Origin of the sequence: Mesorhizobium sp. LNHC252B00 (assembly GCF_000502955.1) — a bacterium.
GTDB lineage: Bacteria > Pseudomonadota > Alphaproteobacteria > Rhizobiales > Rhizobiaceae > Mesorhizobium.
Genome location: NZ_AYWO01000016.1, coordinates 12,005 through 29,812 on the forward strand (window position 1 = coordinate 12,005; position 17,808 = coordinate 29,812).

Genomic DNA, 17,808 nt, shown 5'->3' on the forward strand with positions numbered 1-17,808 from the left:
TCTCTTTCCGGGAAATGACGGAGGGGTTTCAGCAATGACCACCAATATCGATTTGGACAGCTTTTCGGGTTCCATGGACGACCATTCGGCGTCCGGCGAACACAACAGTCAGATTTCGCCGGCAGAGATGCAGGTCGCACAGGCAACGGCGGCACAGCAGCCCGCCCCGGCAGCCTCCGAACCGGTGCCGGTCGATGTCGGCGCAGCGCCGGCCAAGCCGGAGGCACCGGTTACGGCAAACGCACCCGCGGCGACGGCACCGCACGAATATGTGGCTGACGCTGGCAACATCGTAAAACTTCCGTCCAACGTTTCCATCGACAACATCAAGGTCGACGGCAACAACCTTGTGCTCGAACAGGCCGACGGCTCGGTGATCGTGATCAAGGACGGCGCCTTGCACGTGCCGACCTTCATCATCGGCGACGTCGAGGTGCCGCGCGTTGCCCTGCTGGCGGCGCTGGAAGCCAGCCATGTCGATGTTGCCTTCGGTGCCGACGGTTCCATATCGGCCGGCCCAGGCGGTTCGAATTCCAGTGCAGGCGGAGACTTCTCGGTCCCCCCCGGCGGCATCGGCGACGGCTTCGACCTGTCGGCCCTGCTCCCGCCGACAGCCTTGCAGTTTGGTCAATTGGACCGGCGTGAGCTGTTCCCCTCGATCGTCGACAGGCAGGTTACAGTGACGGCCACGTCCTTGCTTGCTCCCAGCGAAGCGGCCAGCGAAACCGGCCTTGATGGCGGCCCGACACAATCGCCGGGTAGCGACGCACCGAGCCATTCGGAAACATCCAGCAAGGGAACGATCAGCATCGATGCGCCGGATGGAATCGGGTCGATCGTCATCAACGGCGTCACCGTCACCGGTGTCGGCCAGCACATCCCGGGGGATTTCGGTTTCCTGACGATCGTCTCCTACAATCCGAGCACCGGTGCCATCGAATACAATTACACGGTGACCGAATCGGTCACGCATCCCTTGCAGGGGGATGGATTCAATCCGAACGACACGGTTCCGGACAATTTCAGCATCACTGTCACGGATGTCGACGGCGATACGGCCAGCACCACCTTTGCCGTCGCCATCGTCGACGACGTGCCGACTGCGGTTGCCGACAGCGACAGCATCGCCGCCGGCCAGTTCGGCCCCGCCACGGGCAATGTGCTTGTCGGCGGTACGGATGCGGGTGATGGCAATACCACGGACGGCGTTGCCGACACCCAGGGCGCCGACGGGGCGACGGTGGTGGGCGTTGCGGCCGGCAACACCAATACCGATGTCACTGACGCGGCTACGCTCGACGTGCCCTTCCAGGGCGCCTACGGCAAGCTGACGCTGCACAGCGACGGCAGCTATACCTACGTGCGCGACGCCGGCACGCCCGGCGGCGTCAACGACGTCTTCACCTACACGATCAAGGACGGCGACGGCGACACCTCGCACACCACGCTGACGATCTCGATCGGCAATTCGACGCCTGTCATCACCGACCTGACGCCGCAAGCNCTCCTATGTTCGCGATGCCGGCACGCAGGGCGGCGTCAGCGATGTCTTCACCTACACCATCAAGGACGGCGACGGCGACACCTCGCACACCACGCTGACGATCTCGATCGGCAATTCGACGCCTGTCATCACCGACCTGACGCCGCAAGCCAACGGCGGCGATGTCGTCGTCAACGAGGCTGCATTGAATGTCGGCACGGCGGGCGGGCCTGGGTCGGATCCGGCAAGCACGGCCGAGACCGGCGCCGGCACTTTCACCATCTCCTCGCCCGACGGCATCCATTCGCTGGCGATCGACGGCAATGCCTTCATCACCAATGGCGCGTTCACCGCAGGCTCCTTCACCACCGCGCTCGGCAACACACTCAATGTGACGGCTTACAATGCCGCCACCGGCCAGGTGAGCTACACCTACACGCTGGTCGACAACGAGGCGCATGACCCCATCCAGGGCACGAACAACCTGTTTGAAAACTTCACCGTCACACTGACAGACCAGGATCTGCAGAGCACCGACGCCACGCTCTCCGTCAAGATCGTCGACGATGTGCCGACGGCGCATGATGAAGCCTCGCAGTCAATTGCGGAAGGTGCTCCGGCGCTGACCGGGACACTGGACTTCGTCGCGGGCGCAGATGGCGCGACGGTGACGCATGTCAACGGCACGCTGCTGATCTTCGATGCCGGCACGGGCTACTCGCAGTCGGTCGACATCGGCGCGGGCACCATCCAGGTGAAGGCGGACGGGTCATACTCGTTCACGCCGGATGCCTCGGTCGACAACAGCTCCGGTCCGGTGGCGGTCAACGCGACCTACACGGTGACGGATGGCGATCTCGACACTTCGACCGCCAACATCGCCTTCACGATCACGGACGGCGCAGGCCCGGCTGCGGGCGCTCCGATCACGCTGGCGCTTGACGACCAGAACCTGAGCGACGGCTCGACGCCGGCCGGCCCTGACTTCGCCGCGAACTCGATCACCTTCACGCCGGGCTCGGACGCGATCGCCTCGATCGCCTTCGGCACCGATTTGAGCGGGCTGAACACCGCCAACCTGACCTGGACCAGGGTGTCGGACACCCAGGTCGTGGGCAAGGACGGCGCCGTGACGGTGGTGACGCTCGACCTGTCGGTTGCCAACAATGTGGCAACGGTGACGGCGACGCTGAACAACAACTACGATGCACATCCCGGCATCAATCTCGACGATCTGGTCAATCTGGGCCATCTCGGCGTGGTCGCAACCGATACTGACGGTGACCAGGCGACTGGCACGGTCAACGTGACGGTGTCCGACGACGTGCCGACGGCGCATGATGAAGCCTCGCAGAACGTCGCCGAAGGTGCGACGATCACTGGAACGCTAGACTTCGTCGCCGGCGCCGACGGCGCTACGGTGACGCATATCGGCGGCACCGCCCTGGTCTTCGGAGGCGATGGCTATTCGCAGCCGATCGATATCGGCGATGGCTTGATCAAGGTCATGGCTGACGGCCATTACTCCTTCACCGCCGACAATTCGGTTGTCGGCACCGGCGCGGCTTCTGCAATTTACACGGTGACGGACGGCGACGGTGACACATCAACGGCCGGCATCAGCTTTGCGGTGACGGACGCCAATGTTCCGACCGGCGGCACAGCTGCGGCCTCGGTTGACGATGACGGCCTCGCCGGCGGCAATCCAGCGAACACGATAGGGGACATCGACGCCAATACGGGCGAGTCCCCAGCGAGCCTCAGCGAAGCAGTCTACAACGGCACACTGGGTGGTAGCGTCGGCGGTGATGGAGCCGGCTCCAACGGCTTCTCGTTCGCGACGCTGGACGGTACTGGTGGCACTGTCGGCCAGGAGAGCGTAACCTATAGCTGGGACGTCGCCACCGACACGCTGACGGCAACGGGTCCGCGCGGCGATCTGTTCACGGTGCATGTGACGGACCCAGCAACGGGCGCCTACACCGTGACACTGCTCGACAACGTCCTTCAAGCTCAAGGACCGAACGACGAGAACAATGCGACGGTCGATCTCGGCTATGTGATCACCGATGCCGACGGCTCGACGGCGCCTGGCACACTGACCATCACCTTTAACGATGATGCGCCGACGGTGGCGTTGGCCGACGTGGCGCTGCCGACGCTGACGGTCGACGAGAGCTTCCTGACGGCTGCGACCAATGGCGGCATCAACGGCTCGGGCCAGGCGCCTGCCGGCTCGACGCATGCGGAAGCAACCTTCAGTGACGCCTTCACGGTGGCGACGGGCGCCGATGGCGGCACGACCAGCTATGCGCTGAGCGTGGCGGGCGGGTCCTCCGGCCTGGTCGACACGGCGAGCGGACTGGCGGTGATCCTGTCGGTCAACGCCAGCGGCGTGGTCGAAGGCCATGCCGGCGCCGGCGGCGCGCTGGTGTTCACGGTGAGCGTGGACGCCAACGGCAAGGTGTCGTTCGATCTCGACCGGGCGGTGCATGAGGACGGCGCCAGCAACACGCCGAACGACGGCACCAGCCTGTCGAACCTGATCACGCTGACGGCGACGGTGACGGACGGCGACGGCGACAAGGCCTCGCAGGGGCTCAACCTCGGCAGCCTGCTGACCATCAACGACGACGGCCCTTCGGCCATATCCCCGGCCTCCGCGGTCGTCTCAAACGGAGCAGGAGCGCCCGTCTCATTCGACCTCGATATCGATGGGATACTTACCAACAACTACGGCGCGGACGGTGGAACTGTCATCTTCCCGACATCGCTCGACGGCACGGCGAGCGGGCTGACCTCCAACGGCGTTTCGATCGTGTACGACGTCTCAGCAGACGGCCACACGCTCACGGGTCTGGCCGGCTTAACGTCCGTATTTGTCATTACACTCAACCCGGCGACCGCTTCCTACTCCGTCGACATGAACGGAACCGTGGACAGCGTAACCCATGTCGACTTTAGCTCGGCGGGATACAACTTCGTCGGCGGAAACGGTGCCTGGGCTGGTTTCATTCCGAGCACAGAAACCGTCAGCTCGCCGATCGACAACAACAGCTCCGACCTGCTCATAACCCCCGAGGTCAATGGGGTGCGCACCAGCACGATCAATGCTAGCGCGATTTCGGGTGGTGTTGGCTCTGGCAGTTCCGTCGGTTTGGACGGTGGCCTTCCGGAAAGCATGAGAGTGGATTTCGTGACGGACCTGCGCGGCGATCCGGCAGGGTCGGGCGGCTACAGCGACGCCGCCAATCGCGATCACGTGTTCGATGGCCACTACACAGTTAACGGTTCGACGGCCACATTCACGGCCACCAACGGGTCGACGATCAGGATCACGGCCTCCGATGATCCGGACGGAGACAACATCGTCGGTGGCGGCAGCATAGACCACATCAATTCGGTCATCATCGGCTACAATGGCGTCTTCCAGACCATAACAGCCACCGCTTCCCTCGAGAACTACACCATCAACGGCCACGTCTATACGGTACAGCTGAATGTGGATGGCAGCGTCAATGTAGGTGGCGTCTACGGCACTGCCGGCGCAGGTGCGATCGGCACGGAGATCGCGGTCTTCACTAACGACGGCTACAACAGCGTCGAATACACCTATGTTTCGGGCGATACTTTCAAGGTTGGAGATTTCGGCGCGGCCGTCGCTACACATACGCCAGTCAGCTTCGATATTCCGGTCAGCGTTGTTGACGGCGATGGCGACATTGCCGGCGGCACGATCGGCATCACCTTGAGTCCGACGGGAGGAGCCATTCAGGATCACTCGTCGGATCTGGCCGGAGACCCTCACTCGTATACGTCGACGTTGGCCGAACCTCATATCATTGGTTCGGACTTCAACGACACGTTGAACGGCGACGGCGGCAATAACGTACTCTACGGCGGCGCTGGTGCCGATACGATCAACGGCGGCGCTGGCAACGACCTTCTCATCGGCGGTTCCGGCCAGGACACCATGACCGGCGGTACGGGCGCCGATACGTTCAAGCTCGACGGTTTGGACATCAAGGACTTGATCACTGACTACAATGGTGCACAAGGCGACAAGATCGACCTGTCATCCCTGTTCGAAACAGCACTAGGGGGCAATATCGCGGATTTCGTGAAATACGATTCGGGAACACACACCCTCAGCGTCGATACCAATGGTACAACCGGCGGCGCCAATTTCGTCGACGTCGCCGTCTTGCAGAACGCACCTGTCGCCGGCACCATCAATCTGATTTATGACGACACGGCACACACACAACACACAGCCACGATCTAACGGCATGGCGCACGACCACGCCACTATGTTATACACCGCTAATATCGAGGGGAGTTCATCATGAGACATTCTGCAAGACTGCTGGTTTCCGCTGCGACGCTGTTGCTGGCAGTCGGGTCGACGAGCTTTGCCGCCGACATCATCGAAGGTCCGACGGTCGACTATTGCCGTACCGTCGGCACGTCCAACCTGGTGCTGACCGACAACATCGTCGACCTCAGGGTGCAAGTGGTGAAGCTGATGGACGAGTCGGTGGCCGCCGCCAACAGCTCGGAGTGGATCAACTCGTCCCGGCCCGTCTTCGTCTGGGCGTCGGAGGCCAAGGTCGCTTGCGGCATGGCCTACGGCTACCTGAAGACGAACTACAAGGACGAAGACACGCTCAACAAATGCGAGTGTTTTCACGATCGCATGGTCGAGTACATGCACTGACCGGATAGGCGAAGCCACGCCTGTTGGCCGTCATGACAGCCGACGGATCATTTTTGGGCGCGATCGCCGGCGCGGTCGCGTTGATCGGCCTTGGCCAGGCTGTCACGCCGGCCCGCGCCAACTGGCTGGAACGACCTTCGGTGGAACAGTCCTCCGATCCGGTGCGACCGGTGCACTGTGAGGCGGCCACGCAGTGGACCCGGCAGACATTCAAGGCGTTTGCCAGCTGCCAGGCATCGATCTATGGCCTGGAGCCGCTGCTGGCGCATGCCGTCATGGAGATCGAAAGCGGGTTCGATCCCGACGTGCAGGGCGCCGATGGCGAAGTCGGCCTGATGCAGGTGATGCCGGCGACCGCCAGGATGCTCGGCTTTAGAGGCTCTCTGGACGATTTGAACGCACCGGCGACCAACATCGCGCTGGGGGTCAGATATCTTGCGCAGGCCAACAGGCTCGCCGCGGGCGATCTGTGCACCACCGTCATGAAATATCGCGCCGGCCACAATGAAAGCCGGTTCTCGGCCCTGTCAGTCCACTACTGTCAGCGTGCGCGGGCAATCCTGGCAAGGGACGGCATCGACGTAACCGGCCCGCTACCAGTGGCATCCTTCGGCTTTTCCGCATTTTCGCCAAGTGGCGGAGCTGCTGCCCAGGGAAAAAATGTGTGCGTGCGCCGTGTGTTCGTGCCCGGGCCGCGATACATGAAATGCGCCGACTACCGGAGTGCCGGGCAGGCACGACAGATCAAGGCGCTCAGAGCCAGGCTTTTCGGCGGTTAAAAGAAATGCAGACGGCACGGCAAGTCCGCCGTAACATGACTCGAGGGCCAGACCGGGAAGCCGGCGGCAAATAGGGGTGGAGTATTCATGGAAGCTGGCCGACGGGTCCACTGTCCACGGACATGGGCAATCGCCCTTGCGCTCGCCGTCATGGTGTCGGGCTGCCAATCGAAAGATCGCGTTTCCGAAGCGCTCGATCCGGCGGCGGTTGCCGTACCTGCCGGGCAGAATGGCGCCGCTGTTGCCGTACCTGCCGGGCAGAAGGGCGCCGCTGTTGCCGTGCCTGCTGGGCAAAATGGCGCCGCTGTTGCCGGTCCAGTCCAGGCGACCCAGTCGCTGGGCACCGGTCCGACGAAGATCACCATGCTGCTGCCTCTGTCCGCCGCCGGAACGGCAGGGGAAAACGGCAGGAAGATGCTCGACGCCACCAAGCTGGCGATGACGGATATCGGCAATGGACTGCTTACGCTGACGGTAGAGGACACCAGAGGCGACAGCACATTGGCCAGCAAACTGGCTATAACCGCCATAACGACGGGGTCGAAGGCCGTCATCGGCCCGACCGAACTGCCGGCAGCCCAGCATATTGCCACGCTGTCTGGATCGACGCGGCCACCGGTCCTGGCGCTTGCCGATAATTTCGCCGGCGGCGCCGGGGTTTATGCCGTGCCGCTTGGCGAAGCGGACAGCGCTGCGGCGGGCGCCGCGGGACTGGCTGCGAAAGGCAGCAAGAAGTTCGTACTGCTTGTCGCAGCAGGCCAAAACGCCGGCGCTATCGAAAAGCGCGTCGCAAACAGCCTCAGCATCTACGGCGCGACGCTGGCGGTCACCGTCCCGTATTCGGCCGGCGACGGTGGCGCGAAGGCGGTCGACGATATGGGCTCGCTGGTGGAAGCTCCCGACGCCGTCATCGTTGCCAGCGGCGATGGCAGTCCGTCGGCCATCCTTGCCGCCCTCAAATCAAAGGGCATTCCGGGGAAGAAAATCTCCGTCGTCGGGACGAACCGTTGGCTCGACCGTCCCATGGATCCGCTGTTCGAGGGCGCCTATATCGCCACGCTCGATCCGCGCGAAACCGGGCCGATCGCCGACCGTTTCAGGACCGCATACAACTATCCGGCCGACGTCAATGTGGCCTACGCCTATGACATGGTTGCCCTGACCGCGGGGATTGCCAGCGCGGTCGGGCCTGAAGGCTTCAGCAAGAAAATTCTCGAAAATCCAAACGGGTTTCGTGGATCGACTGGCCTGTTCCGGTTTCGGGCCGACGGATCCAGCGAGCGATCGATGCCGTTCTATCGGATTGAAAAAGGTGCTCTCAAGCTGGTTGCAAAATCGACGTCGGGTTTCTGATCGGCGAGAAACCTTGAGAACCTGTTCGGGCTGATGGGCGGGTTTGTCCGCAGCCGCCAGGCGATCGGGCTCGGAAGCCTGCTGCTTCTGGCCGGCATCCTGCTGATCGGCCGGGCCGGGGCTTTGCTTTCGGTCGACCGGCCTGTCCTGGCGCCTTCGCAGGACGACGCGCAGCCAATCCGACCGGCTGCGGCCGTTACCGACGCACAACGCCGAGAGCCGGCGCGCACGGTTGCTCAGGACCTCATCGCGCCGCCACGGCTCGATCCCGCGGAGATCGAACGGGTCGAGCCCCGTCCGCCGCTCAGCGAGCTCGGGCTCGCCGTGCCCCCGAAAACGCCGATGCCCGGGGACTGGCGGGAGGTTTTGCTCTACCGCCCGATTGCGACATCGTCGGCGATGTTCGAATCCATGGGCCGGAAGGTGATCATCAGCGGCGTGCAAGGCATCGACCTCGAGAGATCCTGCTCGTTTCACGACGTCACCTGGCCCTGCGGCCAGCGCGCACGCGCCGCCTTCAATTCCTGGCTGAGGGGACGCGCGTTGAAATGTTTCGTGCCGCCGGACGTCGAGCGTTTTGCCATCGCCGCACCGTGCAGCCTGGGCAAGCAGGATGTCGGCGCCTGGCTTGTCTCCAATGGCTGGGCCACGGCGCTGCCGAACGGCATCTACGGCAAGGCGGAGGCGACAGCCAGGGGTGCGGAGATGGGCATGTTTGGCCCAGCGCAATAGCCGGCCATTCAACCCCTGATACTTGGTTTGTTAACCGTCACGGGCGAAGCTTTCCCCAGGATCAAGCCATTTCGTCCGCAGCCTTTCATGGGGTCATCGCGCAATCGATTAAATTGCAAGGTTCCTTGAAACTGAAATTGCAACACACCGGCCTTATTACCAGCCCATCCACAGGAGATCGGCCAGTGACAAAGATATCGGCGAGCAGCACCGCCCAGGCATGGAAAGGCGTCGTTTGGCTGACCTTTCTGGGAACCACGGGAATCCTGGCCCTTTCCGTCGGCCTCAACTATCTGCTGCTGTTCTCGGAGGCGCTGACGCCATTTGGGCGCAGTATGATCACGGCAATCCTGTTGCCTGTTATCCTCGGCGTTCCGCTTTTTCTGTTCGTCGGATTGAAGCAGATCGAGATCCGTCACTATCGCCGGGAACTCGACAAGTCGGCAACTTTCGACACCATGACCGGCTGCCTGAACGGAGCGGTGTTCACATCGATGGTCGAACGAAGAACAGCAAGGCCATCGTCGCCGGGGCCGAGATCCGGCGCCTTCCTGGTCATCCATTCGGAACAGCTGCGGTCCATCAACCTGCGCTTTGGCCTTGAATGGGGCGACGAGGCCTTGCGGCTGGTGGCCTCGACCATACGATCGTCGGTGCGCGCGGAGGACTTGGTTGGACGTATAGGGGCCTCGATGTTCGGGGTCTTCCTCTCAGGCGCCACCGAGGCGGAAGCCAGCGAAATCGGCGAGCGTATCCGGTCGCGCATCGCGCAAGTCTATTTCGCACCAAAAGGAACCGAGGATGCGCTGAGCGTCAAGGTCGGCGGCGTGGTGTTCGAAGACGAGGTGGAGTTCGCGGACATGTTCCGGTCCGTCGAGCAGCGCATGGCCGCCGTCCAGGACGGAGCCGCGTTCGAACTGACGCATCTCCACAGCTGACCGCCGGGCACCGGGCGCCATCCAGTCCGGGATCGGCTTCTTATCTCGCCTGCAAGGAAGCCGTTGGGCGACCTATGGCTACTTTACTTTTCCCGCATCGCGCGGCGGAAGTTCTGCGTGATCGGCTCGGCGAGGTAAGAAAGCACGGTGCGAGCACCCGTTCGGATCATGGCCTCGCTCGACATGCCGGGCAGCAGCTTGCGGCCCTCCAGCTTGGCGAGTTCGCTCTTGTCGATCAACACGGTCGCGGCGAAATAGGGTGCCCCGCTGCGCTCCTCCACCATGCGGTCAGCCGACACGATCTCCACGACGCCCTCGAGCGGCGGCAGGTTGTAGCGGGCGAAGGCCGGGAAGCTGACGTGCGCGGACTGTCCGGGGGCGATCGTCTCGACATCCTCTGGTTTGACCATAGCCTCGACCACGAGTTGCTGTCCGAGCGGCACGATCGTCATCAATGTCTCACCGGGTTTAACGACACCGCCTGCCGTATGGACCTTCAGATCCATGACGATGCCGTCAACCGGTGCGACGACATTGGTGCGGTTAAGCACGTCCTTGGCGGAGCGCTCCTGCTGTCCGAGGTCGAACAACTCCGCCTCGATCTTGCTCAACTCATCGACGGCCTCGTTCAGCCGCACCGTGTCGAGGTTCAAGACTTGCATGTCGATCTCGGCCATGGCGCTTCTGGCACGAGCGATTGCCGCGACGTTGGTGGCGCGCTCCCCCTCCATCGCCCGCTGTTGTCGTCTGAGCAACAGGTTCCGCTCGCGGGTGGTCAGCCCCTTCGCGAGCAGGCTCTCAAGATCTTTGCTTTCACCCTCGATCGCCTCGATCTGCTTGTCCTCGGTGACGATGAGCTCCTGCAGCCCCGTTACCTCATCCTCTGTCTGGTGACGGCGCTGGCTGAGAATTTCCCGCTCGTCCGTCAAATTGTGGTGCTTTGCCGCGAACACGTCACGCTGTGCGGCCACCGAGTCCTTCACGGCCTTGGCGGGGTTTGCGAGCAGCGCCGGATCGAACTCGATGTCGGCCATGCCGTCGCGCTCAGCCCTGAGACGCGCAGCCAGCGCTTCACGCGTTGCTATCCGGTTCTGTAGCAGGTCAAGCTGCGCCTTTGCCTGTGTGTCATCGAGGCGGACGAGGATCTTGCCCGCCTTGACGATATCACCGTTGGCGGCGTTCAACTCCGCGATGATGCCGCCCTCGAGATGCTGGATGAGCTTGCGGTCGCCGGCGACCTTGACAATGCCCGGTGCCACCGCGGCGCTGTCCAGCGGTGCCAGGGCCGCCCAGCCCCCGGCCACGCCGAAGAACAGGAACATGATCGCGAACCCGGTGAACTTCACGCCGGCCAGACGCAGGGGTACCGGTTCCAGGAGGGAGGGCGGCGCGACGGGTAATGGCACGACGTTCAATGCTGGGGAACGGCTCATGCTTCCTTGACCTCTTTGCTGTCGTCGACTTCCTTGACTTCCTTGACCACTTCGAGGGTTGGCAGCTGGGCTGCCTTTGGCATCTGGGTGACCTTGCGAGCGCGGTTGGCGAGTTCGCTGAACACGGCATCGCGCGGCCCGAACAGGTCCTGTGCGCCGTGGCTAAGCACCAACACCTTGTCGACTTTTTCCAAAATGCTTGGCCGGTGCGAGATCAGGATCAGCGTCGTACCTGCCGCCTTGAGCCCGCCGATGACTGTCGCCAGTGCTTGCTCTCCCTCGTGGTCGAGATTGGAGTTAGGCTCGTCGAGGATAAGGAACGCCGGGTCGCCGTAGAGTGCCCGCGCCAGCCCGATGCGCTGGCGTTGCCCACCGGACAGTGCCGCGCCACCTTCACCGATCTCGGTGGCGTAGCCCTTCGGCAACCCCTTGATCAGTTCGTGGACGCCGGCCAACTGCGCGGCCTTGACCACATTGTTGAAGACCGCCGGGTTGAGCGACGCGAAACGGGCGATGTTCTCGGAGACGGTGCCGGCGAAAAGCTCGATGTCCTGTGGCAAATAGCCGACGTGTCGACCCCTGTCCTCGGCCGCCCATTCGACAATGCTCATGCCGTCAAGCAAGGCACGCCCTCCGGTCGGACGCCAGGCACCGGCAAGGATTCGCGCCAGGCTTGTCTTGCCGGCGCCGCTCGGGCCGATCAACGCCATCGCTTCGCCAGGCTTGAGCTGGAAGCTGACGCCCTTCAGGATCGGTTCGCCGCCCTGACGGGCAAGCACAAGGTTGTCGGCCTCAAACCTGCCTTTGGGTCGTGGCAGTGGCAGAACAGGCGTCGCCTCCTGGCGCTGTCCGGCGACCGCGGTGAGACGCCGGTAAGCGGCACGCGCTCCGACCGTCGCCTTCCAAGTGGCGATCGCTTGCTCGACAGGGGCCAACGCACGGCCCATCAAGATCGAGGCGGAGATCATGATGCCGGGTGAAGCCTCGTTGCGAAGGACCAGATAAGCGCCGAGGCCGAGGATGGCCATCTGCAGGGCCAGCCGGTGGCAACGTGCGATGGCCGCAATGACGCCGCCCCGGTTGGCGGCAAGAACCTGTCCTTTGTTTGCCTCGTCCTGATGCGCCTTCCAACCCTCCAGCAGGGGCTTCAGCATGCCCATCGCCTGGACGACTTCAGCGTTGCGGATCGCTGCCTCTGCCTGTGTGTATGCCCGCGACTGAGCGCTTGCGGCCTCGGTCAACGGTTTGCGGCTGATGTACTCGTTCAGCAAAGCGAGTGCGAACAGCACGAGCCCGCCGCAGAGTGCCAGCCAGCCCAGCCAAGGGTGCATGAAGAATATGGCGGCGAAGAAGATCGGTGCCCAAGGCGCGTCGAGGATTGGGAAGATGCTCGGGCTGGTCAAGAAATTCCGCACCTGGTCGAGGTCGCGCAGTGGTCGCGCATTGATCTGGCCTGGGGCAGAAGCGGCGTATTCCACCGATGCGGTCAGGAGAACTGGGCCCAACCGTGCGTTCATCCATGACCCGACCTTGGCCAACAGACGCCCGCGTACCACTTCCAGCCCCGCGAGCGTCGCGAGTGCCATCGCCGCCATCAGCGACAGCATCACCAGCGTCTCCACGCTATGGCTGCCGAGTACGCGGTGGTAGACCTGAAGCATATAGAACGCCCCGGTCAGCATCAGCACGTTGATGCCGCCGCTGAACCAGACAAGCGGCCGGATGGCGCGTTTGGCCTCTTTCATCACCACCTGCAGGGCAGGGGGCTGTTGCTTGGTTTTCATCATTTTATCTCGCGAGATGACATCTTGAGCAAGAGATCGCAACGGGACCAGCGTTAGCTGGCCCCGTTGGTCAAGTATCAGGTGACGTCAACAAGTATGTGCTGCAACAACGGCGACGTAGGCGTCGTGTCGCCGTCCGCGTCCGCCACCTGGAAGGCGAAGTCGAGGTGCGCGTCCGGTGTCGTGGTCTGCGTCGAGGTAAAGCCGATGTCGGTGATCTTCAAGACGTCCTGCTCATTGCCGAAGGAAGCGGCGGTAAAGCTTTGGAGGTTAGCCAAACTGCTGCCACCATTGCCTCCGACCCCACCGTTCAGGTTGATACCAGACCCCGTCAGCCCGTTCGCGGACTGCATGATCTGGATGCCCTGAATCTGGTAAGTCTCGCTGCCGAAGTTGTAGTCATTGTGCTCGACAACCAGCAATGCGTCGTTGTTGTCGAGCGTGAAATCGCTGCTGTAAGGGGCAGGGACCTGTCCCATCCTGAAGAGGTCACCGTTGTCGACGGTGATGGCCCGCGTAATCTCGTGCCCGTTGGCGTCCTTGAGGTCGAGGATCAGGATAAGGTCCTCGCTGGTCCCGACACCGTCGAACTTGATGGCGACTGCGGAGGCAACCGTCGTCGGGTCGGTAGCCTCGGTCTGGATACCGACGTTGGTGTTGAAGAACCGCAACGTGAGCAGTTCGCCTTGCTGGATCGTGTCACCGGCGACGCCGTTGGTGCCCTGCGTCGCAGACACCCACGTTTCATGGTTGTTGCTCACCATCTCGTGAGTAGGAGTGCCGTCGAACACGGTGTCAGTGGATTTCGCTTCGCCATCGACGGTCAAGCTGAACGGATTGGCTTTGTTGATCGCGTTGGCCGTGAACTGCACGTAGAAGCCTTCGTTGACACCCGTCGTGCCCGGATCATCCGCCTGCAACTGCTCCACCACGATCGGCGGGTGGCCCGAGTTGCTCGTGGGCACCTTGGACAGGAACTCACTGGTGTGAAGAATGTCGAAGCTGAAGCCTTCGAGTGGGTCGGTCAGGTTGATGGTGTAGGTGTTGCCAACCTTGTCGAATATGAGGGTACCGCCCGCCGTGCCGATCTGGGTGCTATCCGCTGGGTCCTTGTGATAGGTGAAGGTGAAGTCGAACGTCGCGAAGTCGGAGTCCTCCGACGCGAGCGTGACGTTCGAGGTGATGAGAGTGCCTCCGCCGCCGCCGATGATCGTGCCGCTGAGTCCGATCTGGACTTTAGGAGCCACGAGGTCCTGGTCGACAAAGTCAGAGCCGCCGCCAGCATAGAACGATGCCGGGTGAGCATCCGCGCCGATGTCGTAGCCGAAAGTTCCGGAAGCCGTTGCACCGGCCGTGTTAGCCAGGGTTTCGTTCTGGGTGCCCGGGGTAACTGGGTCACCGTCGAACGGGTGCGTGATCGTCGGGCCATCGTCCTTGAAGATGAGGTTTGTGCCGATGTTGAGGGCGGCCGACTGGTGGTCACCGTCCTTGTCGGTGATGGTGGCGGTGAGCACGACCAGATTGTCCGCGTTCAGGGTCTTGCTGTCGTCGGGGTTGCTGGCGTCCGGATGGACCACCGCCCGGATCTGATCGAGGGTGACGTCGCCCGCGGCGTTGACGGAGACCGTGAACACGAGGTCGTTGGTGCCGGCGGTGCGGCCTTCAAGTACGAGGCCATTGAGCGAGAGGACGACCGCCTCACCGGTTAGCGTATCGACCAGCCCGGTTACGCCGGCATTGAAGCTAAGCGCATAGGTGATCGTGCCGGCCCCGTCGGCGCCGTAGGCCGAGCTGAAGTTGGCCACAAAGTTCTGCGTGGCGTCAGGCCCCAGTACGGTCTCGTCGACGGTCAGCGTCGGCTCCGCGCCGATTGTCGAAATGCTCGGGCCATCGTCCTTGAAGTTGAGGTTCTGGCCGATGTTGAGGGCGGCCGATTGATGGTCACCGTCCTTGTCGGTGATGGTCGCGGTGAGCTTGACCAAGTCGTCCGCAGCCAGGCTCTTGCTGTCGTCGGGGTTGCTGGCGTCGGGATGAACCACCGCGCGNTCGTCCTTGAAGTTGAGGTTCTGGCCGATGTTGAGTGTGGCCGATTGATGGTCACCGTCCTTGTCGGTGATGGTCGCGGTGAGCTTGACCAAGTCGTCCGCAGCCAGGCTCTTGCTGTCGTCGGGGTTGCTGGCGTCGGGATGAACCACCGCGCGAATCTGATCGAGGGTGACGCTGCCCGCAGCGCTGACGGAGACCGTGAACACAAGGAGGTTGGTTGTGGTGGTGCGGCCTTCAACGACGCCGCTGCCATTGACCGAGAGGACAACCGCCTCATTGGTCGCCGTGTCGACGAGCCCGGTTGAGCCTGCCGTTATGCTCAGCGCGTAGGTCAGCGTGCCGGCGCCGTCGGCGCCGTAGGCCGGGCTGAAGTTGGCGGCGAAGCTCTGCGTGTCGTTGGTCGCAAGAACCGTCTCGTCGACGGTCAGCGTCGGCTCCGCGCCGNTTCCCTACACGACGCTCTTCCGATCTGTAGGCCGGGCTGAAGTTGGCGGCGAAGCTCTGCGTGTCGTTGGTCGCAAGAACCGTCTCGTCGACGGTCAGCGTCGGCTCCGCGCCGATCGTCAAAATGCTCGGCCCGTCGTCGTCGAAGTTGATGAGGGAGCCGACCTCTTCGTTGGCGGCATTGGTTGTTTCACCACCAAAGTGGATCTCCTTGACGTCGAAAAAGTCTTTCTCGGTATCGACATTCTTGATGGTGAAGCGATCAAAGGTTCCGCCAACCCCGCCTGCGGTCGTGAAATCGACCGTCACGCCCTCGCCGACATCGTAAAGGATTAGTCCAGTGCCACTGAAGTCAACCGTGATGCCCAGGGCTGCGGCCGTTGTGTCGACGCCGTTCAGTTTGAAGGTCACTCCGGTGATGTCGATCGCCGTATCGTTGTCATCACCGGGGAACGCAGCGCCTTCCACGTTGTCGTCATTGTTATAGGCGTGGATTTCGATGTCGGCGACGGTGCCGGTCGGGGTGGACTGCGAGACCGAAAAACCCGCGCTGGAGATGGTCTCGATGTGATCGATGTAGTCAGGCGCTATTGGCGAGTCGGTAAAGTCCTTGCCCGCGCTCTGGGTGCCGCCGTTGATCAGGTCGATCTGAAGCTCACGGCCAAAGCGCACGTCTTGGGATGCGACACCGAAGCCTTGCGTGCTGATGTTGACTTCAGATTGCACGCCATCGTCATGCGCCGTGACGAGAATCTTCTGCGTGCTCGCTGTGTCGGCGTCCAGGATATACCAGTCGTTGTGTCCAGAAGGGGCGTCACTAAGCTGGCTGAAGTTGACCACGGTCGTCCCTGTGACCGAGGCGTACACTTTACCGGTCAGATCGATTTGGTCGTCCGGGTTGGTCGTTATCGGATGGTGCAACGGCACATACTCGACCGTATATAGGTCAAAATGACCGGTGGTGCTGGTGGTGATCAGCGCGAACGAGAAGGCGAGCGGCCCGGTCTCAGCGGGCTCAGCGGCCGGGTCAGCGGTACCAATGACGCCGATCACGACATTTGGATGAGTTTGGTCCTGGAACAGCCAGACATAATTGCCATCGACCGTCTGAATGCCGCTGTTCACACCGACGGTGGTGGAATACGGGGTCCCGGAGGCATTCTGCGTGAGAATAACCGTGCTGATGGTTTCCCCCGCGGTCGCCGAGGCCACCACGAAGTCGGCCTGGAAGGCGACCTCCGGTGAGGTCAGTCCGCCCGGACCGTCGAGACTTAGGAGATATGACAGCGTGGGGTCGGCATTATACGGCGGAAGCAACGGGTTAACATCATCGTCCTGAAGACCGGTGGTTTCGTCGATGATGATGTCTTGGGCTATGATGTCGAGTGCCATGGAGGTTCTCCTTGGTTGAAAACGATTCAAAAAAGGGAACCAGCCCCCGGATGCCGAAAATGCACCTACCCCAGCACATCCGATCGCGTGATGGACGTCCCCACCCCTCATCGTGCCGCCGACGCAGAGGGCGCGTCCATTCCCGCTTCGGTAGTATTGAGGTCAATGGCCGTACCTGATCGAACGATATATATCCTTCGATAGTTCAGGCCGGCGCAGGCGCTGCGGCGGGTGTCACGGCCGATGCCATGACGCAGCTTTCCGGCTCGTTGCCGGCCTCATTTCGATGCCAGTTGAAAGTGCTGGTGTCAAAGGAGGCCCGTTTTGGACAATTGCTCTTCCACCTCATCAGCAGGCTCTACGAGCGGACTCGATCATCGTCACCACCAATCTGGCCTTCGGCGAATGGCCGGCCGTGTTCGGCGACGCCAAGATGACGACAGCGCTGCTCGATCGTCTCACGCATCACTGTGTGATCACCGAGACTGGCAACGAGTCCGGGCGCTTCAAGAACCGCACCTGATCAACCCAACACGGCCGGCAGATGGTCAAAACTGCGACTTGACCCTGTCCGGTCCGAGGGGCGCACTCCAATCGGGGGTCAGTTTTGCAAGGCGTTTGACACGAGTGATTTGCTCCGACGCAAGCATTCATTGCGGCGCTTTTCCGCAAGGTCAATATTCCCATTTATACTGAGGACAGCGATC

Annotated in this window: 9 protein-coding genes and 1 pseudogene; 7 read left to right on the forward strand and 3 right to left on the reverse strand. The window is 62.4% G+C overall.

Features of this window, described 5'->3' with window-relative positions; translation table 11 throughout:
• Nucleotides 1-2,990: 2,990 nt before the first annotated feature.
• The 6 genes from X744_RS1000000171080 to X744_RS150895 all read left to right on the forward strand — a co-directional run bounded on the left by X744_RS1000000171080 (nucleotide 2,991) and on the right by X744_RS150895 (nucleotide 10,002).
• Nucleotides 2,991-5,768, forward strand: coding sequence for a DUF5801 repeats-in-toxin domain-containing protein (locus tag X744_RS1000000171080; protein WP_245266765.1), 2,778 nt, complete (start codon nucleotides 2,991-2,993; stop codon nucleotides 5,766-5,768).
• Between the two features lie 60 nt (nucleotides 5,769-5,828).
• The gene (locus tag X744_RS150915; RefSeq protein ID WP_023760614.1) at nucleotides 5,829-6,200 is read left to right on the forward strand and encodes a hypothetical protein; all 372 of its coding nucleotides are present in this window, start codon (nucleotides 5,829-5,831) and stop codon (nucleotides 6,198-6,200) included.
• A gap of 32 nt (nucleotides 6,201-6,232) precedes the next feature.
• Nucleotides 6,233-6,979, forward strand: coding sequence for a transglycosylase SLT domain-containing protein (locus tag X744_RS150910; RefSeq protein ID WP_023760615.1), 747 nt, complete (start codon nucleotides 6,233-6,235; stop codon nucleotides 6,977-6,979).
• Between the two features lie 87 nt (nucleotides 6,980-7,066).
• On the forward strand, nucleotides 7,067-8,332 hold the full coding sequence (locus tag X744_RS150905) for an ABC transporter substrate-binding protein (RefSeq protein WP_023760616.1): 1,266 nt from the start codon (nucleotides 7,067-7,069) through the stop codon (nucleotides 8,330-8,332).
• Between the two features lie 33 nt (nucleotides 8,333-8,365).
• Nucleotides 8,366-9,064: a thermonuclease family protein gene (locus X744_RS150900; RefSeq protein WP_023760617.1), complete on the forward strand. Its 699-nt coding sequence runs from the start codon at nucleotides 8,366-8,368 to the stop codon at nucleotides 9,062-9,064.
• A 185-nt stretch (nucleotides 9,065-9,249) separates the two neighbouring features.
• Entirely contained in the window at nucleotides 9,250-10,002 is a 753-nt protein-coding gene (locus X744_RS150895; RefSeq protein WP_023760618.1) for a GGDEF domain-containing protein, read from the forward strand.
• Nucleotides 10,003-10,085: 83 nt separating this feature from the next.
• Here X744_RS150895 and X744_RS150890 read toward each other — a convergent pair whose 3' ends face one another.
• The 3 genes from X744_RS150890 to X744_RS1000000175360 all read right to left on the reverse strand — a co-directional run bounded on the left by X744_RS150890 (nucleotide 10,086) and on the right by X744_RS1000000175360 (nucleotide 15,693).
• Entirely contained in the window at nucleotides 10,086-11,435 is a 1,350-nt protein-coding gene (locus X744_RS150890; RefSeq protein WP_023760619.1) for an HlyD family type I secretion periplasmic adaptor subunit, read from the reverse strand.
• Entirely contained in the window at nucleotides 11,432-13,219 is a 1,788-nt protein-coding gene (locus X744_RS150885; protein WP_023760620.1) for a type I secretion system permease/ATPase, read from the reverse strand. Before X744_RS150885 ends, X744_RS150890 begins: the two co-directional genes overlap by 4 nt.
• A 77-nt stretch (nucleotides 13,220-13,296) precedes the next feature.
• Entirely contained in the window at nucleotides 13,297-15,693 is a 2,397-nt protein-coding gene (locus X744_RS1000000175360; RefSeq protein WP_245266767.1) for a DUF5801 repeats-in-toxin domain-containing protein, read from the reverse strand.
• A gap of 1,734 nt (nucleotides 15,694-17,427) precedes the next feature.
• Between X744_RS1000000175360 and X744_RS0137540 the strand changes: the two are divergent.
• A pseudogene (locus tag X744_RS0137540) lies at nucleotides 17,428-17,624 on the forward strand (ATP-binding protein); the annotation flags it as partial.
• Nucleotides 17,625-17,808 lie beyond the last annotated feature (184 nt).